General features: G+C 58.5%; 22 protein-coding genes. 10 read left to right on the top strand and 12 right to left on the bottom strand.

Annotated elements, in window-relative coordinates; translation table 11 throughout:
• Nucleotides 1-842: exodeoxyribonuclease VII large subunit (gene xseA, locus GHO25_RS22710; RefSeq protein ID WP_178110191.1), on the bottom strand; the 842-nt coding region annotated here is incomplete at its 3' end.
• 79 nt (nt 843-921) lie between these two features.
• On the opposite strand from xseA, the gene GHO25_RS22705 reads away from it, so the two are divergent.
• The 4 genes from GHO25_RS22705 (at nt 922) to guaA (ending at nt 5,649) form a co-directional block, all read left to right on the top strand.
• Nucleotides 922-1,668, top strand: coding sequence for a sulfite exporter TauE/SafE family protein (locus GHO25_RS22705; RefSeq protein WP_048367068.1), 747 nt, complete (start codon nt 922-924; stop codon nt 1,666-1,668).
• A gap of 150 nt (nt 1,669-1,818) precedes the next feature.
• Nucleotides 1,819-2,367, top strand: a complete 549-nt coding sequence (locus tag GHO25_RS22700) for a sugar ABC transporter ATPase (RefSeq protein ID WP_153392526.1) — start codon at nt 1,819-1,821, stop codon at nt 2,365-2,367.
• Nucleotides 2,368-2,498: 131 nt separating this feature from the next.
• Nucleotides 2,499-3,968, top strand: a complete 1,470-nt coding sequence (gene guaB / locus GHO25_RS22695) for an IMP dehydrogenase (RefSeq protein ID WP_048367064.1) — start codon at nt 2,499-2,501, stop codon at nt 3,966-3,968.
• Between the two features lie 103 nt (nt 3,969-4,071).
• Nucleotides 4,072-5,649: a glutamine-hydrolyzing GMP synthase gene (gene guaA, locus GHO25_RS22690; protein ID WP_048367063.1), complete on the top strand. Its 1,578-nt coding sequence runs from the start codon at nt 4,072-4,074 to the stop codon at nt 5,647-5,649.
• Between the two features lie 289 nt (nt 5,650-5,938).
• On the opposite strand, the gene GHO25_RS22685 is transcribed toward guaA, so the two are convergent.
• Both GHO25_RS22685 and GHO25_RS22680 read right to left on the bottom strand, forming a co-directional pair.
• Entirely contained in the window at nt 5,939-8,350 is a 2,412-nt protein-coding gene (locus tag GHO25_RS22685; protein WP_153392523.1) for a TonB-dependent receptor, read from the bottom strand.
• A gap of 161 nt (nt 8,351-8,511) precedes the next feature.
• Entirely contained in the window at nt 8,512-9,387 is an 876-nt protein-coding gene (locus tag GHO25_RS22680) for a LysR family transcriptional regulator (RefSeq protein ID WP_048367061.1), read from the bottom strand.
• A 132-nt stretch (nt 9,388-9,519) separates the two neighbouring features.
• On the opposite strand from GHO25_RS22680, the gene lldD reads away from it, so the two are divergent.
• Nucleotides 9,520-10,659, top strand: a complete 1,140-nt coding sequence (lldD, locus tag GHO25_RS22675) for an FMN-dependent L-lactate dehydrogenase LldD (RefSeq protein ID WP_153328841.1) — start codon at nt 9,520-9,522, stop codon at nt 10,657-10,659.
• A gap of 13 nt (nt 10,660-10,672) precedes the next feature.
• The gene (locus tag GHO25_RS22670) at nt 10,673-11,701 is read left to right on the top strand and encodes an FUSC family protein (RefSeq protein WP_153392520.1); all 1,029 of its coding nucleotides are present in this window, start codon (nt 10,673-10,675) and stop codon (nt 11,699-11,701) included.
• A gap of 29 nt (nt 11,702-11,730) precedes the next feature.
• Here GHO25_RS22670 and GHO25_RS22665 read toward each other — a convergent pair whose 3' ends face one another.
• Nucleotides 11,731-12,042, bottom strand: coding sequence for a hypothetical protein (locus GHO25_RS22665; protein ID WP_048367058.1), 312 nt, complete (start codon nt 12,040-12,042; stop codon nt 11,731-11,733).
• Nucleotides 12,043-12,159: 117 nt separating this feature from the next.
• On the opposite strand from GHO25_RS22665, the gene GHO25_RS22660 reads away from it, so the two are divergent.
• From GHO25_RS22660 to GHO25_RS22650, 3 genes are all read left to right on the top strand, one after another.
• Nucleotides 12,160-12,717, top strand: a complete 558-nt coding sequence (locus tag GHO25_RS22660; RefSeq protein ID WP_048367057.1) for a hypothetical protein — start codon at nt 12,160-12,162, stop codon at nt 12,715-12,717.
• A 155-nt stretch (nt 12,718-12,872) separates the two neighbouring features.
• Nucleotides 12,873-13,412: a chalcone isomerase family protein gene (locus GHO25_RS22655; protein ID WP_371928999.1), complete on the top strand. Its 540-nt coding sequence runs from the start codon at nt 12,873-12,875 to the stop codon at nt 13,410-13,412.
• Nucleotides 13,413-13,442: 30 nt separating this feature from the next.
• Nucleotides 13,443-13,967 carry a DUF3833 domain-containing protein gene (locus tag GHO25_RS22650; protein WP_048367055.1) on the top strand — a complete coding sequence of 175 codons (525 nt, stop codon included), beginning with the start codon at nt 13,443-13,445 and terminating at the stop codon, nt 13,965-13,967.
• Nucleotide 13,968: 1 nt separating this feature from the next.
• On the opposite strand, the gene GHO25_RS22645 is transcribed toward GHO25_RS22650, so the two are convergent.
• The 6 genes from GHO25_RS22645 to GHO25_RS22620 are packed head-to-tail and all read right to left on the bottom strand — an operon-like array spanning nt 13,969 to nt 18,936.
• Nucleotides 13,969-14,472 carry a DUF2878 domain-containing protein gene (locus GHO25_RS22645; RefSeq protein WP_153392532.1) on the bottom strand — a complete coding sequence of 168 codons (504 nt, stop codon included), beginning with the start codon at nt 14,470-14,472 and terminating at the stop codon, nt 13,969-13,971.
• A complete protein-coding gene (locus GHO25_RS22640; protein ID WP_048367054.1) occupies nt 14,469-15,737 on the bottom strand; it encodes a cyclopropane-fatty-acyl-phospholipid synthase family protein in 1,269 nt (422 codons plus the stop codon). Before GHO25_RS22640 ends, GHO25_RS22645 begins: the two co-directional genes overlap by 4 nt.
• Nucleotides 15,724-16,515 (bottom strand): DUF1365 domain-containing protein, encoded by a 792-nt coding sequence (locus tag GHO25_RS22635; protein WP_048367052.1) that lies wholly within the window; start codon nt 16,513-16,515, stop codon nt 15,724-15,726. Before GHO25_RS22635 ends, GHO25_RS22640 begins: the two co-directional genes overlap by 14 nt.
• Nucleotides 16,512-17,759: an NAD(P)/FAD-dependent oxidoreductase gene (locus tag GHO25_RS22630; RefSeq protein ID WP_153328837.1), complete on the bottom strand. Its 1,248-nt coding sequence runs from the start codon at nt 17,757-17,759 to the stop codon at nt 16,512-16,514. The genes GHO25_RS22635 and GHO25_RS22630 overlap by 4 nt, the downstream gene beginning before the upstream one ends.
• On the bottom strand, nt 17,756-18,517 hold the full coding sequence (locus tag GHO25_RS22625) for an SDR family oxidoreductase (RefSeq protein WP_153328835.1): 762 nt from the start codon (nt 18,515-18,517) through the stop codon (nt 17,756-17,758). Before GHO25_RS22625 ends, GHO25_RS22630 begins: the two co-directional genes overlap by 4 nt.
• Nucleotides 18,514-18,936 carry a nuclear transport factor 2 family protein gene (locus GHO25_RS22620; RefSeq protein WP_048367048.1) on the bottom strand — a complete coding sequence of 141 codons (423 nt, stop codon included), beginning with the start codon at nt 18,934-18,936 and terminating at the stop codon, nt 18,514-18,516. Before GHO25_RS22620 ends, GHO25_RS22625 begins: the two co-directional genes overlap by 4 nt.
• A 537-nt stretch (nt 18,937-19,473) precedes the next feature.
• On the opposite strand from GHO25_RS22620, the gene GHO25_RS22615 reads away from it, so the two are divergent.
• Nucleotides 19,474-19,827, top strand: coding sequence for a helix-turn-helix domain-containing protein (locus GHO25_RS22615; protein WP_153328833.1), 354 nt, complete (start codon nt 19,474-19,476; stop codon nt 19,825-19,827).
• Nucleotide 19,828: 1 nt separating this feature from the next.
• Here GHO25_RS22615 and GHO25_RS22610 read toward each other — a convergent pair whose 3' ends face one another.
• Entirely contained in the window at nt 19,829-20,377 is a 549-nt protein-coding gene (locus tag GHO25_RS22610) for an NAD(P)H-dependent oxidoreductase (protein WP_153328832.1), read from the bottom strand.
• A 96-nt stretch (nt 20,378-20,473) separates the two neighbouring features.
• The coding region (locus GHO25_RS22605; RefSeq protein WP_153392519.1) for an MFS transporter at nt 20,474-21,560 on the bottom strand (1,087 nt) is incomplete at its 5' end.

The raw sequence follows: 21,560 nt of genomic DNA, 5'->3' as shown, positions 1-21,560 counted from the left end.
CTGTCGACCCGGCGTTGCAGGTCGCTGGCGTCCGGCGCCAGCAATTCGGCCGCAGCAGACGGCGTCGGCGCCCGCACGTCGGCAACAAAGTCACTGATCGACACATCGGTTTCGTGCCCGATGGCACTGACGATCGGCGTCACACAGGCGTCCACCGCCCGTGCAACGGCTTCTTCGTTAAAGCACCACAGGTCTTCGAGCGATCCGCCGCCCCGGGCCAGAATCAAGGCGTCAAAGCCCCGCGCATCGGCCAGCTTTAGCGCCCGGACAATTTGCGCGGTGGCTTCGCGGCCCTGCACGGCGGTGGGGATCAGGGTCAGTTCTACTTGCGGTGCACGGCGGCGGAACACGCTGATGATGTCGCGGATCACCGCCCCGGTTGGCGAACTGATGATGCCGATGCGCTGCGGGTGAGCCGGCAGCGGGACTTTGCGCTCGGCACTGAACAAGCCTTCGGCGCTGAGTTTCTCTTTAAGAGCATCAAAGGCCAGGCGCAATGCGCCATCACCGGCGGGCTCGACGGTGTCGAGGATCAACTGGTAATCGCCGCGCCCTTCAAACAGCGACACCTTGCCGCGTACTTTGACCGCCAGGCCATCTTTTAGCGCCTGGCGTACCCGTGCGGCGTTGTTGCGAAACAACGCGCAGCGCACTTGGGCACCGCTGTCTTTAAGGGTGAAGTAAATGTGCCCAGACGCCGGGCGGGCGAGGTTGGAGATTTCGCCCTCGACCCAGATATTGCTGAACACGTCTTCGAGCAAGACCCGCGCGCGGCCGTTGAGCTGGCTGACGGTCAGGACTTCCCGGTCGAGATTGAGTCGTGCAAAGGGATCTTTAATCATGCCGGCCATCATAAGGGCGGATTGTTTTGACTGCACCTGCTGGTTAAAGTCCGCGCTCCAAAAATAAGGAAGCGCAGCAATGGATTTGCCTTTTACCGGCGGTGAGTGGGTGTTGATTGAGCTGGCTGTGGCGCTGGCTTACATCGTGTTTGGTGTGGCGGGGTTTGGTACGGCACTGGTGGCCGGGCCCATTTTGATCCTGTGCCTGCCGCTGTCGAAGATCATCCCGCTGCTGGTGCTGCTGGATTTTGTCGCCGCCTTTGGTAACTGGTTGCCCGCCCGTCGTGACGTGGCTCGTCCGGAGTTGCTGCGCTTGCTACCGTGCATGGCCGTCGGTTGCATCATCGGCGTGGTGTTTTTGCTCAACCTGCAATCCGACCTGTTGCTGCTGTTGATGGGCGTGTTTGTCAGCGCTTATGCGGTGTACAGCCTGGCGGTAAAAGTGCGGCCCAGCCAAGTGGCGGCGGGGTGGGCGGTGCCGACCGGGGTCATAGGCGGGTTATTCGGTGCGCTATTTGGCAGCGGCGGTTTTTTATACGCGCTGTACCTGAACGCGCGGCTGACCAAGGACGCAGCGCGGGCCACGCAAAGTGCGTTGATCAGTTGCAGCACCGTGGTGCGTTTGAGCTTGTTCGTGATCGCGGGTGTGTACACCGATGGCGAGTTGTTATGGTTGGCCGCCTTTCTGTTACCGGCCATGGCGCTGGGGCTGTGGATAGGGCGTAAACTGGCGATCAAATTGTCCCGCGAGGCGTTTGTCCGGCTGGTGACCTGGCTGGTGCTGGCCAGCGGCGTTGCGCTGATTGCGCGCTATTTGAGTGCTTGACCACAGAATTATCCTTTCCGACACCTTGTGGGAGCGGGCTTGCTCGCGATGTAGGCAACTCGGTTAGCCAGACCCACCGCGCAGATTCCATCGCGAGCAAGCCCGCTCCCACGGGTGATAGATTTCTTTTTTCTTATATGTGCCGTACCCATGAATTCGCAAAGCATCATCGTTCCTAAAATCTCCACCTTGCCGGTCCATGAGCCGCGTGCCCGCGCGATCGTGCGCTGGCTGGTGCGTAAAAACATCATTGAAGAAGAGCTCAGCACCTGCGGGCGCAATGGCAGCGCCATGGCCTATGCCATCGCGCCGGGGGCGGCCAGCGTGGTGTTGCACCCTGAAGCGCTGCCGTTTGGCCACCCGATCAACGGTCTGGAGATCATCACCAAGCGTTGCATCTACACGCCGGTCAAAGATTTTCTGGAAGAAGCAGGCTGCGCCGAGTGCCGCAAGGAAGTCGGCGAGGCGTTGTTCGACAGCCTCGAAGAATGGATGCCAGGGCACACGGACAACTTTGTTTGCCCTTTGTGTGGCCATGAAGACGACATCAATGGCTTTCTGTTTTTGCAGCCGTGCGGCTTCTCCAACCTGGGGTTTATTTTTAATAACTGGGCCGAGGCGGGGTTCAAGCAGAGCTTCCTCGACGAGTTTGCCGACTGGCTGGATCAGCCGGTGGCGTGGGTCAAAGTCGAGTTGTAAGGGCTTTTTCTGCCTCGCGGGTCAATAAATCATGGCTTTTAGCGCAAAACTCTCTAAAGGTTTCCGTTGAGAGCCACAGGTGTTTTGAGTACAATGGCGCGCTTCCATTTTCCCGCTCGGGAGCCCCAGCGATGCTGCGTATCAGCCAAGAAGCACTCACCTTCGATGACATCCTTCTCGTTCCCGGTTATTCCGAGGTTCTTCCGAACGAAGTCAGTCTAAAGACTCGTTTGACCCGTGGCATTGAACTGAATATTCCGCTGGTCTCCGCCGCAATGGACACCGTCACTGAAGCCCGTCTGGCAATCGCCATGGCTCAGGAAGGCGGCATCGGCATCATCCACAAGAACATGACCATCGAGCAGCAAGCTCACGAAGTGCGCAAGGTCAAACGCTACGAAGCCGGTGTGGTTAAAGAACCCATCACTATCGAAGCTGACGCCACGGTGCGTGAACTGTTCGAATTGACCCGCCAGCACAATATCTCCGGCGTTCCGGTACTGCACAATGGCGACCTGGTCGGCATCGTGACCTCCCGTGACGTGCGCTTCGAAAGCCGTCTGGAAGCCACCGTTCGTGAAGTGATGACGCCTAAAGAGCGTCTGGTCACGGTCAAGGAAGGCGCCGACAAGGACGAAGCCCGTGAACTGCTGCACAAACACCGCATCGAGCGCGTGTTGATCGTCGACGACAGCTTTGCCCTCAAAGGCATGATGACCGTCAACGACATCGAAAAAGCCAAGGCATACCCGCTGGCCAGCAAGGATGACCAAGGTCGTCTGCGCGTAGGCGCTGCTGTCGGTACTGGCAAAGACACCGAAGATCGCGTTACAGCCCTGGTGGCTGCAGGTGTTGACGTGGTGGTAGTCGACACCGCCCACGGTCACTCCAAAGGCGTGATCGACCGCGTGCGTTGGGTCAAGCAGAACTTCCCTGAGGTACAGGTCATTGGCGGCAACATCGCCACTGGCGCTGCGGCTTTGGCTCTGGCAGAAGCTGGCGCTGACGCCGTTAAAGTCGGTATCGGCCCAGGCTCGATCTGCACCACCCGTATCGTAGCCGGTGTTGGCGTTCCGCAAATCAGCGCGATTGCCAACGTGGCCGCAGCCCTTGAAGGCTCGGGCGTACCGTTGATCGCCGACGGCGGCATCCGTTTCTCGGGTGACCTGTCCAAGGCCATCGTGGCCGGTGCTTCCTGCGTCATGATGGGTTCGATGTTTGCCGGTACTGAAGAAGCACCAGGCGAAATCGAACTGTTCCAGGGCCGTTCGTACAAGGCTTACCGCGGCATGGGTTCGCTGGGTGCGATGTCGCAGTCCCAGGGTTCTTCCGACCGTTACTTCCAGGACTCCTCCGCGGGTGCCGAGAAGCTGGTGCCGGAAGGCATCGAAGGTCGCGTACCGTACAAAGGGTCGCTCACCGCGATCATTCACCAACTGATGGGCGGTCTGCGTTCCTCGATGGGTTACACCGGCAGCGCCGACATCGAGCAAATGCGTACCAAGCCTGAGTTTGTGCGCATCACCGGCGCTGGCATGGCTGAATCCCACGTCCACGACGTGCAGATCACCAAAGAAGCACCTAACTATCGCGTAGGTTGATAGTGGTCGCATCCGGGCTCCAACCCGGGTGCGATACGAATTAAATCACCGGGGCTGTTTGATTCAGCCCCGTGTCGTTTCTGAAATTTATCGAGATATAGTCATGTCCCTCGACATTCACGCTCACCGCATCCTGATTCTGGACTTCGGTTCTCAGTACACCCAGTTGATCGCCCGTCGCGTTCGTGAAATCGGTGTTTACTGCGAACTGCACCCGTTCGACATGGACGACGCAGCGATCCGCGAATTTGCCCCTAAAGGCATCATCCTGGCCGGTGGCCCGGAGTCTGTACACGAAGCCAACAGCCCGCGTGCCCCGCAAGCGGTATTTGACCTCGGCGTGCCGGTTTTCGGTATCTGCTACGGCATGCAGACCATGGCTGAACAGCTGGGTGGCAAGGTTGAAGGTTCCGAGCTGCGTGAATTCGGTTATGCCCGCGTAGACGTGGTCGGCAAAAGCCGCCTGCTCGACGGCATCGAAGACCACATCGACGCTGACGGCCTGTTCGGTCTGGACGTGTGGATGAGCCACGGTGACAAGGTCACCAAAATGCCATCCGACTTCCACGTTCTGGCCAGCACCCCGAGCTGCCCGATTGCCGGCATGTTCAACGACGAGCGTGCTTACTACGGCGTGCAGTTCCACCCGGAAGTGACCCACACCAAGCAGGGCGGTCGCATCCTGTCGCGCTTCATCCTCGACATCTGCGGCTGTGATGCGCTGTGGACGCCGTCGAAAATCGCGGAAGACGCCATCGCCACCATCCGTGCCCAGGTTGGCACCGACAACGTCCTGCTGGGCTTGTCCGGCGGTGTTGACTCCTCGGTAGTAGCAGCGTTGCTGCACAAGGCTATCGGCGACCAACTGACCTGCGTCTTCGTCGACAACGGCCTGCTGCGCCTGCACGAAGGTGACCAGGTGATGGCCATGTTCGCAGAGAACATGGGCGTTAAAGTGATCCGTGCCAACGCTGCCGACCAGTTCCTGAACAACCTGGCTGGCGAAAACGACCCGGAGAAAAAGCGCAAAATCATCGGTCGCACCTTCATCGACGTATTCGATGCCGAGTCCAACAAACTGGACAACATCAAGTACCTGGCGCAGGGCACCATCTACCCGGACGTGATCGAGTCGGCTGGCGCCAAAAGCGGCAAAGCCCACGTCATCAAGTCGCACCACAACGTAGGTGGCTTGCCGGAAGAAATGAACCTCAAGCTGGTAGAACCCCTGCGTGAGCTGTTCAAAGACGAAGTCCGCCGTCTGGGCCTGGAACTCGGCCTGCCGTACGACATGGTCTACCGCCACCCATTCCCGGGCCCGGGCCTGGGCGTGCGTATCTTGGGTGAAGTGAAAAAGGAATACGCCGACCTGCTGCGTCGTGCTGACCACATCTTCATCGAAGAACTGCGCAAAGCCGACTGGTACCACAAAGTCAGCCAAGCCTTCGTTGTGTTCCAGCCGGTTAAATCGGTTGGCGTTGTAGGCGATGGCCGTCGTTACGCCTGGGTAGTTGCCCTGCGTGCCGTCGAAACCATCGACTTCATGACCGCGCGTTGGGCTCACCTGCCTTACGAACTGCTCGAAACCGTGAGCGGTCGCATCATCAACGAAATCGAAGGCATCTCGCGCGTCACCTACGACGTATCGAGCAAGCCACCGGCGACGATTGAGTGGGAATGATTGGGCGTCCGGCAGTGACCGGCACCAATTAGCAAGAAACACCCTTAAGCCCGCGTAATTGCGGGCTTTCGGCTTTTTGGGTCTGGCAAATTCTGGCAGCTCTGAGCATCGCCAAGCACCGTGTTGGTGTGTCTTGGTACGGCGCGTCACTTTGAAAGCGCAAAGTAACCAAGCGGTTTTCGCCCCAACCACTCGGTGCCTCGCTGTGGCTCGGCACGCCCTCACCATCAATAACTCGCGAGCAAGCTCACGCTTACATGTGGGGCGCTGATCAGGGGGCTTCTGACGTTTAGAAGGCGTAGACCAAGGTGGCCGTTGCGCTACGTGGGGCGCCATACCAGCCACGAGAGCCAATCGCGGTGTAGTAGCTCTTGTCCAGCACGTTGTTGAGGTTTAGCGAAACGCTGGTTTGCGGGGTGACGGCGTATTGCGCCATCAAATCGACCACACTGTAAGCGCCCTGTGAGAACGTCTCATTGTTAGGCCCGGCACCTTTGTAGTATTCGGTGCCTTGCCAGCGCACACCTCCGCCCACTTTCAATTGCGGGAGTGAGCCAAGGCGATAGCTGGTAAACAGCTTCACCGTGTCGCGAGGCACTTCAGTCAAGAGGCGCTTATCATCCGAGTCTTTTACCTCGGCATAGGTATAGCTGGCCAAGACCTGCCAATCGGGCAGAATTTCACCCGCCATTTCCATCTCAAAGCCGCGGGTTTTGGTGCCGGACTCGGCGCGGTAGGCTTGATTGCCGTCCGGCGCCAATTGGTTGCCATCAGCCACCGCCAGGTTGTCTTGGTGTACCTCAAAGACGCTCAGTGCCGCGGTCAAACGCTTGTCCCAGAACTCGCTCTTGATGCCCAGCTCGTAGTTCACGCCTTCTTTAGGGTCCAAATAGCTGCCATTGACGTCTTTGTAGTTCTGCGGTTGGAAAATCGTGGTGTAGCTGGCATAAGCCGACCAGTGATCGTCGATGTCATACACCAAACCCAAGTAAGGCGTCACGATCCCGTTTTCAGTGCGCGAAGTACGTTTGACAGTGCCGGTCGACAGGGTGGTGGAGGCCTCATCTCGCCTCCAATCTATTACCCGAGCCCCAGTGATCAACGACAGGTCGTCGGCCAGGCTCCAGCGAACCGAAGCGACTAAACCATCCTGTTTTTCATCCAGCGCATCACGTGAGGATTTGGTGTAGATGGCATCGGGAATGGCCAGCGAACCATCCCATGTGTAGATGTTGTCGATGTCTTCAAACGACCACAGTGGGTAGCCATCATTTCGGTAATACGACTTGGAGTGGCTGGCCCCCAGATACAGTTGGTGCTCGCGAGTGAACAGCTCAAAAGGGCCGGTCGCCGACACGTCGAATGTGGTTTGACGAGGCTCACCGGACCAACGCCCGGTCCACGTACTGATACCACTGCCATCTGGTTTCACAGTGCCGCTTGCGGCCGTGGCGAAGGCGTCGTCATAGCTGCGGCGACTGTGTTCGGCGTTGAACTTGAGATGCCAGCCGTTATCCAGTTCGTGATCCAGGGTGGTGAACAGCGTCTTGGTCCTACGCTTGTGATAGCCCCAGTCTGCGCCCGAGTTGAACGAGCGGGACGGACTGAAGTGACCGCCATCGGAGGTAAACATCGGAAAACCGTGATTGCCGGCTCCTTTGTTGTCCATGTCCTGATATTCCGCACCGACTGTCAGCATCGTGTCATCGGTGACGTCCCATTCCAGCACCCCATATGCCACCTGCCGTTCCAGGGTCTGGCGGTCAATGTAACTGCGGCTATCACTGCTCGACGCGACGAAACGTCCACGTACATTGCCGCTTTCGGACAATTTGCCGGAAATGTCCAGCTCAGCACGGTAGTCATCCCAAGAACCCGCCTTAAGCGTGAGCGTGCGCTTGGTTTCAAGTGTCGGCTTTTTGCGAATCAAGTTGACGGTGGCGCCCGGATCCCCGGTCCCTGACATCAGCCCCGTCGCGCCGCGTACCACCTCGATCCGGTCATAGGTGACAGTGTCAGAAAGGTCATCACTGAACCCGAATGTGTCAGGCCGATTAACCCCGTCAACCTGAATGTTGCTGATTTCAAAGCCCCGCACATAAATGTGATTAGAGTCGCTACCGGCGGGCCCCATGCTCTCGACCACCACGCCTGGGGTCTGCTCAAGTACCTGGGTCACATCGTTCAAGTTCAAGTCTTCAATCAACTGGCGTGTCACCACGCTGATCGATTGCGGCGTCTCGCGTGCGGACAGGCGCAGACCGGTCGCGGTGCTTGCCGAGCCCGTGGCATAACTGCCTGTCCCTTCGGTCGTGACGCCCAACCCCGCGCCGGAGACGGTCGTTGCCGCCAGCTCCATTGAATCAGACGCGTTAGATCGCGCCAGCACGTAGCGCTTGTCTCCCACTTGCTGGAACTTCAGACCGCTGCCTTGCAGCAGTAGGGCAAGGCCCTGCTCCGGCTCGTAATGCCCCTGCAACCCCGCCGTGCTCAAGCCAGCCGTTTCTTCGCTGCTAAAGCTCACTGTCACCCCGCTTGCAGCGGAAAACGTGTTGATCGCATTGGTGAGAGATCCTGCCGAAATCATGTAACTGACGGGTTCTGCCCACGCGCCGCTAGTGGCCAATAGCGAGCCGGAAAGGCTAAATGCCAGCGCGACACTGCGCAGACTGAAAGGCGGGGAAGAGGTACAAGCGGACATCCATTGGCTCCTGTCTAGTGGTCATTATGTGATCCATAGAGAGAAGACGAATTGCCAATGGGAATCTTTTACAAAAAATTTAAATTGCGTCGACCCCTTCGCAATGGCGCTCTTAAAAGCCCATCGCGGTCGTTCGCTTTTCGGTATTGGATCTTGTTGGACTATCTCAGCTCTTTGGCCAGCTCTAACCAGGCTATTGCAGCCGGAGGCAAATGCGCACCGGCACGCCAAGCCAGTGCGATGTTCCAATCCGTATCTGGCTCTTCAAGAGGTACCAGAGCGATGCCAGCATGTTTATGTTTTTGCGCAAGCATTCGCGGTAAAAATGCTACACCCAAACCAGCGGCTACCAGGTCGGCGATGAAATCAATTTGCCCGCTGCGGGCTGTCACTCGGGGCACAATCGCTCTTCGATCACATGCGGCCATTATTAATGAGTTAAGTGCAAACCCCTCCTCAAAGAGGATGAATGGCGAATCCGCCAGATCACTGAAGTTGATCCGCTTGCGTTGCGAAAGCGAATGGGCGCCAGGCAGTACAGCCACTAAGGGCTCGTTACGCACTTGCTGATAAGCGAACGTTTCATCGATCGGAATCAGTAGTGCAGCCAGGTCCACCTCTCCGGCCTCCAGGCACTCACGCAGTTTCTTACTCCCATGCTCTATCAGTTCTATATTCACCCTCGGATAACGGCTGCGATAAGTGGCAAACATCTGAGCGAACAACACCCCACAGCCTACAGGCGGCAAGCCGATCCGCAGCGTACCGCCCTTCAGATCCCGCAGATCATTGATCTCTGCGATCAGATCGTTGCGCTCTGCGAGTAAAACCAGTGCGCGTCGAAAGGCAATCTCACCGGCGGCCGTCAACTCGCTTTTATGGCCGATACGGTTCAAGAGTGGTGTTCCCAGTTCATCTTCGAGCGTCCTGACCGCCTTGCTGACTGAAGACTGAGTCAAAGACACCACCTCAGCGGCTTGTGAGAACCCTCCCTGGCGCACCACTTCTACAAACACTCGCAGCGTTCTGAGATTCATGTGTATTCCAATAGCGACTTATTTTGAGTAGGAAAAGTTGTTTTTATCATGATCAACAAACCCTTATCGTGAAATCCATTCAGCAACCTCCTGCGTCGCTGAAATTTTCTAGACACATAGGAGTTGTAGAGAATGATTATTTCATCGGCGTCCGACTATCGCGAAGCTGCCAGACGCAAGTTGCCGCGATTTCTATTCGACTACATCGACGGCGGCGCCTATGCCGAACACACACTGCGGGCCAATAGCTCTGACCTTGCCAGCATCAGCTTGCGTCAACGCATCTTGAGAAATGTTGACAGCCTGAGTCTCAAGACGACGCTATTCGGGATGGAACAGAGTCTGCCGATCATCCTCAGCCCCGTTGGACTGACCGGTATGTACGCCCGTCGTGGTGAAGTGCAAGCGGCCAAGGCTGCGGCCACGAAAGGCATCCCCTTTTGCCTGTCCACAGTATCGGTCTGCTCGATTGAAGAGGTTGCTTCCCAGAGTCCGCAATCGATCTGGTTTCAACTCTATGTGCTCAAGGATCGCGGGTTCATGCGTAATGCCTTGGAGCGCGCTCAAGCAGCTGGCGTTACCACGCTGGTGTTCACCGTAGACATGCCGACACCAGGCGCTCGTTACCGTGATGCCCACTCGGGCATGTCCGGTCCATTCGCAGCTACACGGCGCATCCTGCAAGCCACTACTCGGCCGGATTGGGCGTTGAATGTCGGTATCCTCGGTCGCCCGCATGATTTGGGCAACATCTCCAAGTACATGGGCAAAGCCACCACCCTGGAAGATTATGTTGGCTGGTTAGGCAATAACTTCGACCCCTCCATCAGTTGGAAGGATTTGGAGTGGATCCGCGAATTTTGGAAGGGCCCGATGATTATCAAGGGCATCCTTGATCCACAGGACGCCAAGGACGCAGTCAGTTTTGGCGCTGATGGCATCGTGGTCTCCAATCACGGCGGTCGCCAATTGGACGGTGTGCTGTCCACCGCCAAGGCTTTGCCTCCCATTGCCGACGTGGTGGGCGATGACCTGACGGTGCTGGTGGACTCCGGCATTCGTTCCGGGCTGGATGTTGTGCGCATGCTCGCGTTAGGCGCCAAGGCGTGCCTGCTGGGGCGTTCGACGGTTTACGCTCTGGCCGCCGACGGACAGCACGGGGTCGAGAATATGCTGGATATCTTCTCGAAAGAAATGCGCGTGGCAATGACGCTCACGGGGGTGACCTCGATTGACAAGATCGATCGAACCGCACTGGTTTCAGTTGAGTAGTGAAGGTTCGATCATGTCGCAATCACTGACCGTTAAGATGTTGCAAGCGGTACGCAATGTGCCCATTGGCTACGTAATGTGTGGTGGGATTGTCTGTACTGTGCCGGCGCTCCTCGCGGCTCGCTTACACAACCCTTTGTTCTGTTGGTCAGCGATTGCCGCATTCTGGAGCTATCTGTCGATTCCGAGCAATAAGTCCCCAAAAGATTGTATTGTCGGCCTGGTTTTCGGCATGACCGGCGCCGTGGCGTCAGGGCTAGGTGCCTGGACGATGGAATGGCCGCCGCTGGCGATAGTGCTGTCGGCCCTCTTCGCGTTTGCGGGTGCTTACGCCCAGGTTTGCGGCGCGCGCATCAGCATTCCTGCTTTGCTGACAGCGACGGCATTTGCGGTATCCACTGCATTCCCGGCAAAGGACTTTGCCCAGGGACTGGATTATGCACGTTACTTTCTCTACGGCAGCTTATGGGCTACAGGCTCCGCATTCCTGTTCCAATGGTGTCAGAACGATCATTCTGATGCTGTTAAGCCGCCAGTTTTATGGTCGGCCCTCAGAGAAAAATTCACACCCAAATCTAACCTCTTTCTGCATGGTCTTCGCGTAGCGCTGTCGGGAGCCCTGTCAGTCTGGATGGTTCAATTGTGGTCGTTGCATTACGGCTACTGGATGACCCTCACGGTGTTTCTGATCATGCAGCCCTACATGTCTTCAACGTTGAAGATGTCTCTGGAACGCGTCGGTGGCACCTTCTTGGGGGGAGCCATTGCTGCCGTTCTTGGTTACGTAATCCATGATCCGGTTTTGTTGGCTGCACTGATACTGCCTGTCTCTATTGGCACCCTGGCTGGGCGCTCTGTGAGCCACATCAGCTATTTAATGTTCCTCACTCCCCATTTCATTCTGGTCGCGCAGATTGGCCAGTCAGGAGGATCGGAGCTCGATTTGGTATTTTTACGGATGCTCTACAGCACCGGTGGTGCACTTTTAGCGATCATTGCTTCGCTTGTGATTTTTCCTCGCTGGCAAACGGCTGAGCCGTAAAGGAACGTGCCGTCTCTTTTGCCATTGCGCTACCGCCGACCTTCACACACCGGTGACTCGCCAATGCGGCCTTGCTTGCACAGGTCCAGGTTGTCCCTGCGCTTGAACCCTGCGTCCTTCATGCAGTTGAACCGCGTCAGCACAACATCAATTGGCGAGGTGTCGCCCACGCCATCAAGATTGGTGTACCCGCAAGCACGCATGGCGTTGTCGACGCCCGCTTGGGTGACGCCCTTTTTGTACCACTGTGTGTAGGCTCCGGGTGGCGGTTGAAAGCCTCTGCCTGTGCAGCCGACCAGTAACACAGCGCAAAAACTCAGCAACAGGTACTTCGTGCTCATGGCGCTAATCCTTTAGGGTTTGGCTCGGATAAGGTGTGAAGCTCCCACAGCGTACAGGGAACTTTCCTTCAGCAAATGGTTCAATACGGTCCTTCTCTTAACGTGTTCAAGGATCGAATGAAAACTTATCTGGCCTTTCCGTTAGCCATCGCACTCGCTGTTGCGATGACCGGTTGCAGTAGCCGCAAGGCGGGTGATCTTACGTCAGCGCCGGTGGTGCCACTGGTCATGAATGATCATCAAGCCAGCGTGACGTTCCGCACCATCGGCGGTGAGGGCGATCACCCTGTCAGTTACATGTACGGGTATACCAATATTGGTATTGATAGCGCGGGTGACCGGGTTTATGACACGGCTTACTTCAAGCGCATACCGGCGTATCTGAAGCGAATGGCCGGTGGCACTGACAGCATCAGCAAGCTGGTCGAGGCTGACAAAACCTTGTACGTAGAAGGGCAGGTCAAGGCCAAGCAGTTCACCTTCAACGGTATCCCCATGCCGACACCGTTCGACAAAGAACAGCCCGTTGCGCAGCAATTCACGCCACAGGCCAAGAAGAATTACGTGGTAGAAACCGTGATCGCCGACACTTGGGTTACGAGCGTGTATGAAGTGTCTACAACCGGTGAGCGCAAAAACGTTGGCGCTCCCGCTAAAGATGCCGCCGCAAAGTAATCGCGTCGTGATGCAACCACGTCGAAGCCCGCGTAATTGCGGGTTTTTACTTTCTGGTCTCCCGATCTTTTATCCTCCTTTCATACATAACCTGTACAAATCGATAATTTCGTATAAGTTTTCAAGACGTCCATTGAGTGTTGTGGAGGTCTCCCATGGCTATGCCGATGGACCGCTTGACCCGCTGCGTGATCTGCCTTGCTTTGCTGCTCCAGAGCGCAGAACTGTTGGCGGATTGGCGTGAAGCTTTACCCGATGCTCACTTGCTGGGTAGCGGGGAGATGCGCATGTTCGGTTTCTCGATTTACAACGCGAGCTTCTGGAGCCCACGCCAACCGTTGCGTGCTGACACGCCTTTTGCGCTGGAGCTGACCTACAGCCGTGCGATCAGTCGCGACGATCTGGTCGAGGCCAGCCTCAAGGAAATCCGCCGCCTGGCGCCCGGCCCTCTGAGCCCTGAGCTGGCGGCACGCTGGGAGCGGGAGATGCAGCAAGCGTTTGTCGATGTACGCCCCGGTGACCGCATCACCGGCGTTTACAGACCAGGCGAGGGCGTGCGTTTTTACGTCGGCGACACGCTGCAGCACGTGGTGAAAGATGATGCGTTTGCCAAAGCCTTTTTTGCGATTTGGTTGGACCCGCGAACCCGCAACCCACAGCTGCGTGCCCAATTGCTGGGAGAGGCCAAACCCTGAAATGACCCCTTCGCTACCGAGGAAATGCACATGTTGAAGCTATGGGTAATGTTGCTATGCGTAGGCCTTGTCAGTTGCAGCAGGGTCGATGTGCAGACTTACAGCCAAGAGAAGCCAACGTTTGAGGTGCGCCAGTTCTTTGAGGGGCGGGTTGAGGCCTGGGGGATGTTTCAAAAGCGTTCAGGTGAGGTCGTCAAGCGCTTCCATGTGCAGGTCAACGGCCACTCAGAAGGCGACAAGCTGATCCTCGACGAGTCGTTTACCTACAGCGATGGTACAAAGCAAAAACGGGTTTGGACGCTGACCCCGGCGGGCCCCGGCCAATGGCGCGGAACTGCCGGTGACGTGGTGGGCGAGGCCCGTGGCGAAGTGGCGGGCAACACGCTGCGCTGGAACTATGTGCTGAACCTGCCGGTGGACGGCAAGGAGTATGAGGTTCAGTTGGACGACTGGATGTACATGATGGACAAAGACACCCTGATCAATCGCTCGTACATGACTAAGTTCGGGGTAGAGGTGGGGCAGATCACCTTGTTCTTCCGCAAGCAGCCCTGAATCAACGTGCCGGGTGCCCGGCCACCCAGTGCAGCGCGGGCATCAGCATCGCCCAAATGAGGGCGAGCACTAGAAGGCTCGGCCAAAGACCCAGCGGCAGGCCCACACCTGCCAACGTCGCGCCGCCCCAATAGGAGAGCGGCCCCGCAACAGCACCCAGCAGGCTGCCCAGCCACCAAGGATGTTTTGTCCAGTTGAGGCTGTAGTTCAAAGTGCTGGCGAAAAGCAGCCAAAGCAGCGCCAGCCATAACGGCAGCATCACGGTGTTCCCCGAAAAGGTGAACAACCCGAGGTGCATCAGCGCGCTGTCCAGCACCCAGCCGCAGGCTGCCACCCGCAGCACGCCGCGCCATTCATTAAACGCCTTTGCCACCCACCCTAGTTGCAGCGCCAGGCAGGCGATGGCAACCAGCAACAGCCAGGGGCGATGCGCGCCCCACACACACGCGAACCATCCCAGTTGGAAAAGCCCGGCATTCAGAAACAGCCGGCCACGCCCGTTCAGGCTTTTAGCCCATAGGGCTGCGGCCTGGCCCCAGGTTTGGCGAGCAGCAGATGCGCGGTGCCGATGCTGCGCTCCAGAAAGCCGCCTTCGCAGTAGCACAGGTAAAACTCCCACAGGCGATAAAACGTCTGGTCATAGCCCAGCGCTTCCAGGCTGTGCTGGTTGCTGCGCAGGTTGTCGTGCCACAGGCGCAGCGTACGTGCGTAATCCAGCCCGAAGTCTTCCATGTGGTGCAGGTTCAGGTCGGTGTCGCGGCTGATGGTGCTAAGCATGGCTGTCACCGAAGGCAGTGCGCCGCCGGGGAAAATGTAGCGCTGGATAAAGTCGACGGTTTTTTTCGCCTGCTCGTAGCGCTGGTCCCGAATGGTGATGGCTTGCAACAGCATCAGCCCGTCATCGTTGAGCAGGTGGGCGCACTGTTTGAAATAGGTAGGCAGGAAACGGTGGCCGACGGCCTCGATCATCTCGATAGAAACCAGCTTGTCGTAGGTGCCCGTCAGGTCACGGTAGTCCTGCAACAGCAGGGTGACGCGGTCTTGTAGGCCCAGTTCGGCAATCCGTTTGTGGGTATACGCAAACTGCTCATGGGACAGGGTCGTGGTGGTGACTTTGCAGCCGTAGTGGGTGGCTGCATACAGGGCCATGCTGCCCCAGCCTGTGCCGATTTCCAGCAGGTGGTCGGTGGGTTTGAGGTCGAGCTTTTCGCAGATGCAGGCCAGCTTGTTCAGTTGGGCCTGTTCGAGGGTGTCGCTGGCGGAGCGGAACATGGCTGCGGAATACATCATGGTCGGGTCGAGCAGTTTTTCGAACAGCGCGTTGCCCAAGTCGTAGTGCGCTGAAATGTTGCGTTGCGAGCCTTGGCGCGTGTTGCGGTTGAGCCAGTGCAGGGCTTTTGCCACCGGGCGGCGTAGCAATGCCAGGCCGCGCTCCATGTCATCCAGCACGTCAAGGTTGGCCACGAAAATGCGGATCACCGCCGTCAGGTCGGGGCTGCTCCAATACCCATGGATATAAGCCTCGCCCGCACCGATGGAGCCATTCAAAGCCACCATGGGCCAGAAGGCCGCGTCATGCACTTCGAGTGTGCCGTGCAACTCGGCATCTGGCTGGCCAAAGCTCAGGGGCTCACCGTCGACCGTGACCAGCAAATGCCCATGGCGCAGTTGGGCCAGCTTGCGCAAAACGCCTTTTTTGAGCAGACGTGCGCCTAGTCCACTGGCCGCAGAATCACCGGTACTGGTGGGGTTCAGACTAGGGTTTGTCATGGCGAGACTCCAAATGGGCGGTGCGCTGTTCACCGTCGGCGGCTTCATGGGAAAACACGGGCGTGCGTTTAAGCAGCAGGCGCAGAGCCTGCCAATAAATAGCGAGTACGGTTTTGCCGGTGATCCAGGGGAACTCCAGCAAGTGGCGATGCAGGCTGTGGCGCGTCAGTTCGATGCGCTCCAGGCCCATGCCCGCCTCAAAGACTTTTTGCTCGCCCTGCCAGTCCTGCATGGTCACGTTCAGTTGTTGCTCCGGCGCAGAGAAACGCATGCGGTACTCCAGATCGCGAGGCAGAAAGGGCGAGACATGAAAACTCTTGGCCACCCGATGGCGTGACTCGCCGCTGGCGTGGGTCGGCAGCACGTAGTGGTAGCGTTCCCGCCACGGCGTGTTGCTGACTTCGCAGAGGATGGCGGCCAGGCTGCCATCGGCTTCGAAGCAGTAAAACAGGCTGATGGGGTTGAACGACAAGCCCCAACTGCGCGGCTGCGTGAGCAGGCAGATGCGCCCTTGCGGGGCGTGGCCCAAGGCCTGCTCAACAACCGAACGCACGGCATCACTGAGCGTTACGCCCTGGCGCGTGGCGTGGGGCAAGTAGTCTGTTTCGCGGAAGGTAAAAGCGCCCCAGCGCGAACGCCCGGCCAGCCACGACAGGCCCAGCACTTGCGCTTGCTCGGCAAGGTCCAGATAAAGCATGCCCATGCGATAGCGAAATGCGTGGGCGCGCGGCAGCAACCGACGGTGGCTGACCCAGCCGCGGTAGAGCGCGCTGTTCATAGCTCTTCTCCGAACGCCGCAGCCACGCGCAAGCCGCTGACCACGCCGTCCTCATGGAAACCGTTGGCCCAGTAGGCCCCGCAGAAGTAGCTGTGTTGCACCCCTTGCAGTTCTGCCCAGCGCGCCTGCGCCTCCACACCTGCCAAGGTGTATTGCGGGTGGGCGTAGCGGTAGCGGCCAAGGACGGTGCTCGGGTCAATCGCCTCGTTCTGATTGAGGCTGACGCAAAAGGTCGTGTCGCTCTGCAGCCCTTGCAGGATGTTCATGTTGTAAGTGAGCGCGGCGGGTTGTCGGGTTGAGCCGCCGAGGCGGTAGTTCCAGCTTGCCCATGCCAGTCGGCGGTTCGGCAACACACGAGTGTCGCTGTGCAGCACCACGTCGTTATCGGCATAGTGCAGCGCCCCGAGTATTTTGCGTTCGGCCTGGCTGGGCGCCGCCAGCAGGCTCAGGGCCTGATCGCTGTGGCAGGCGAACACCACGCTGTCAAAACGTTCGGTGCCCGCGGCGCTGTGCAGGGTTACCCCGCCAATGTCGCGCTCAACCCGATGCACCGGGCAGTTCAGGCGGATGCGTTCAGCAAAACTGGCGCTCAGCGCCGTGACATAACTGCGCGAACCGCCGCTGATCACCCGCCACTGCGGGCGGTTGGTTGCCGACAGCAGCCCGTGATTTTTAAAAAAACGCACAAAGAACTGCAGCGGAAAACCCTGCATGTCGGCCAGTGACATCGACCAGATCGCCGACCCCATCGGGACGATGTAGTGATCGATAAAGCGCTGACCGTAGCCCTTCTGTTGCAAGTAGTCACCGAGGGTAGTGTCAGCTGCGATGCGCTGTTCGTGCAGGTCGCGCAGGGCTTCGCGGTTGAAGCGCAAAATATCGCGCAACATGCCCCAGAAGCCCGGCGACAGCAGGTTGCGCCGCTGGGCAAACAGGCTGTTGAGATTGTTGCCGTTGTATTCGGTGCCCGTCTTCGGATCGCGAACCGAGAAGCTCATCTCGGTGGGTTGTGAGGCCACGCCCAGTTGATCCAGCAGGCGGATGAAGTTGGGGTAGGTCCAGTCGTTGAACACGATAAAACCGGTGTCGATGGCAAAACGTTCGCCCTTCACTTCAACATCAACCGTATGGCTGTGGCCGCCCACCCAGTCACTGGCCTCAAACACAGTAATGTCGTGCTTGCGGTTGAGCAGATAGGCGCAGGTCAGGCCGGAAATACCGCTACCGATGATGGCTATTTTCATGAAGATTCTTCTGTGTCAGGACGCGCCATGCGTTTGCCCAGGGCCAATTGCAGGCGTTTAGGCAAAGCCGCCAGTAAGCGAAGGACAGCGATAAAGGGGCCGGGAAAGGCGATTTCCAAAGGTCGTTTGTCGAGGCGGGTAGCGATGTAAGTGGCCGCTTTATTCACTGGCCAGCGCATTGGCATCGGGAAGTCATTGTGTTGGGTCAGCGGCGTATCGACGAAGCCCGGGCTGACCACCGTGACGTCGATACCCTCGTGGGCCACGTCGATGCGTAACGACTGAAACAGATAGCGCATCGCCGCTTTGGAGGCGCCATACGCTTCGGCGCGGGGCAGCGGCAAGTAGGTCACCGAGCTGCACACGGCCACCAGATGCGGCCGCTTGGCCTTGCGCAACAGCGGCAGCGCGGCTTCTACGCAATAGGCCGCGGAAAACACATTGGCGCGCATCACGCGCTCAATCATGTTGGCCTCGAAGTGGCCCGCGTCCAGATACTCGCAGGTGCCGGCATTCAAGATGACCTGATCCAGATAGCCCCAGACCTGCCCGATTTGTTCGCCGATGGCTCGAACCTGGAGCGGATCCGTCAGGTCGCCGGGTAGCGCCAGGACCTGTTGCGGGAACGCCGCGTGCAATGTCTCCAGAGCTTGGGCATTGCGCGCACTCACGGCCAGCAAATGGCCCTGATTCAACAGGATCTCTGCCAGAGCCGCGCCAATGCCGCTGCTGGCGCCGGTGAGCCAGATGCGCTTCATGCCAGCCTCCCTTTCAACCAGCCAATCGCGGGGCCCATCAGCGGCAGATGCTCATAGAGCAGGGCGCCTGCATCGAAATAGTCGCGGTGCTGGTAGACCTTCTCGTGCCACAGCAGGTGCGAACAACCAGCCACGTCTATGCGTTGGCCACGGCTCAGACGCGGGTGCCGATAGTGCAAGGTCCAGCGCAGATACCCGCTACCGTCCTGCACCGGGTCATAACCGTGAAAGGTGAAACCCAGCTCGCTGACGTTGGCGTAGAGTTGCGCAAAATAGGCTTGCAGCGCTGCCAGGCCGTGGATCTCATGCAGCGGATCCCGAAAGTGAATATCGTCGCTGTACAGCTCATGGAGCGTATGCAAATTGCTGGCATCCAGTGCGGCAAAACGGCGGGCGAAATCGTGCAGGAAGTCAGACACAGTGCCTCCCGCAACCCGATAGGTCGCCGTGCCGGGCTAAGCGGCTGATCCCGAGTGGGGCGGTGTCTATGGCATCGAGCATCTGACTCCCTCCTTTTCTTGTACAAAGAAAATATCTTGTACAGGTTTTTAGAGAATAGGGAGCGTGTTGTACAAGTCAATTAATTTGTATAACTATTTGCGCGATGGGGTGGTTTAGAAGGGCATAGGCGGGAGTTGCCGGTCGGGACGCGATGTTTAAAAGATCGCGAGGCAAGCTCGCTCGTATCAAACAGAAAATAACGGATTGATTCTAAAGGCCCTGTAGGAGCGAGCTTGCTCGCGATCTTTTGATCTTGATCCAAGAGCCCCTCACCCTAGCCCTCTCCCGAAGGAGAGGGAACCGATTGGGGGATGCTGAAGATACTCGCTGTCCTGTTTGCTGCGCGACAGCGCGGCGTCGTAGACAGGGCGGCAGCTCCTGCAGTTGGTGTTTTGCTTATGTGGGCCACACTGTGTCTAATTACGGGCTGTGAGCCTTATCCGGAGACGCTGGCGATGACCAACAGGGTGTTCAACTTTCCTATCGATGCAACGATTCAGGCCATTGGTGGGCGCTGGAAGTGCGCGATTCTTTGTCACCTGATGGAAGGCCCCAAACGCACAGGCGAGTTGCTGCGCCTTATGCAGCCCTTGTCATCGAAGGTGCTCACCGAGCAACTCAAGGAGTTGCAGGGCGACCACTTGATCGACCGTGAAGCGTTCCCGGGCAAGGTGCCCAAGGTGGTTTACCGGGTGACCGAGCTGGGTCGCACCTTGCAGCCGATTATCGATGCGATGTGTCAGTGGGGCGCGCTGCACGCGGGCAATCCGCTGCCCGCTGAATCTGCAGCGCAGGTCACTGAGGCCTGACTCAGGCCGGTTGGGTCAGTTGGCGCAGGTAGTTCACGTACCCTTGGGCGTTTTCTTCCAGTTGCGGCAGGTCAATGTCGTGCTCGGCGCCATAAAACACCCATGGCTTCACGGCCTGCGCGTCGATGTAGCGAATGGTGACTTGGAGCGGCCGTAGCAGTTCGTCAAGGCTGTAGCGGTAGCGCCCGCTGTCCAGATAATCCTCTTGCTTGATGCCCGCAGAAATCGCCATGGCGATGCGCTTGCCGGCCAACTGCCGTTGCCCTTCTGCGTGGCCGTAAGCGAAGTCATGGGTCAGTACTTCGTCTTGCCATTGCTTGAGCAGAGGCGGGGTGCTGAACCAGTAGAACGGGAACTGCCAGACGATCGAGTCATGGGCGCGGACCAGCGCCTGTTCGGCGTCTACATCGAGGGGGCCGCCATTCGGGTAGGCGTCATACAGGCGGTGCACAGTGACCTCCAGATCACTGGCCGCCAGGGCTTTCAACCAGGCGTGGTTTATCACCGATTTATCGAGGGTAGGGTGGGCAAGAATGATCAGGGTGCGCATGGTATCGGGCTCCAGGGGGTGAGGCGCGCAATCTATGGGCGCCTCGACATTCCCACAAGTACGCACCTTTTTGTAACTACCTCGGCCCATGCCCCCCTAAATCTGCTGGCGTTGCCGCCCAAAAAGTACAAACACCACCACCGCCAGCAGCGCGATGACCACGGCCGATGTGGTGAGCAGGACAGAGTGAGTACTCGAAAACGCCAGCTTGGCCGCTTCAATCAAGGCATTGCCCTGGGCGGCAGGCAGTTCACCGGCCACCACGTAACTGTCGCCAATGGATCTGGCGGCCCGTTCGGCCAGTGCTGGCGCCAGTTCAGCGGGCAGCGACAGGGTGCTGCCAAACACTTTGGACATGAACACCCCGAACACGGTGATGCCCAGGCCGGTGCCCAGTTCGTAAGCGGTGGCTTCCAGTGAACCGGCGGCGCCGCCCTTGCTGGCGTCTACCGAACCCATGATGGCAATCGACGAGGCGGTCAGGCCGATACTCAGCGCCAGCCCCAACACCGCCAACATGGCCGGCACAGCAATGCCGGCAGCATTGAAATCGGCAAAGGCGAGAAAACCCAACGCCCCGGCGGATGTGGCCAATGACAGGCTGGCGACCCCGCGCAAGCCAAAGCGGTTGGACAGATACCCGGCAACCGGGCCGCCCAGCGCTGCGGCGGCCATGATCGGGATCAGGAAGATCCCCGCCTGTAACGGCGTTTTGTCCAGCACGTATTGCAGCTCCATGGCCAGGGTCAGCTCCACGCCTGCCAGCGCGCCGATGGTCACCAGCGCCATGATCATGCCGCCCAGCAGCGCCGGGTGGGCGAACAGCGACAGGTCCAGCATCGGCGTGGCAGAGCGCAGTTGCTGGCGAGCGAACAGCACCAGCAGCGCAAGCCCGGCCACCATCACCAGCATGGCGAACAGCAGCGATTGCGTGGCGCCGATACTGGCCTTGATGCCATAAACCACGCCGATGATCCCGGCGATGAGTACCAGCGCCTGGCCGACGGCCCACTTGCCGGGTGTGGTGTGCTCGACGCGTGGCAACAGCACAAACACCACCGGGATCACCACCGCCATGATCGGGACGTTGATCAAAAACACCGACCCCCACCAGAAGTGCTCAAGCAGCGCGCCACCGATCAGCGGGCCCACCGCGGCGCCCGCCGCGCCCACGGTGCCCCAC

Origin of the sequence: Pseudomonas sp. FSL R10-1350 (assembly GCF_009600525.1) — a bacterium.
Classification (GTDB): Bacteria; Pseudomonadota; Gammaproteobacteria; order Pseudomonadales; family Pseudomonadaceae; genus Aquipseudomonas; species Aquipseudomonas helleri.
This window is presented reverse-complemented; position numbering and strand designations above follow the sequence as displayed.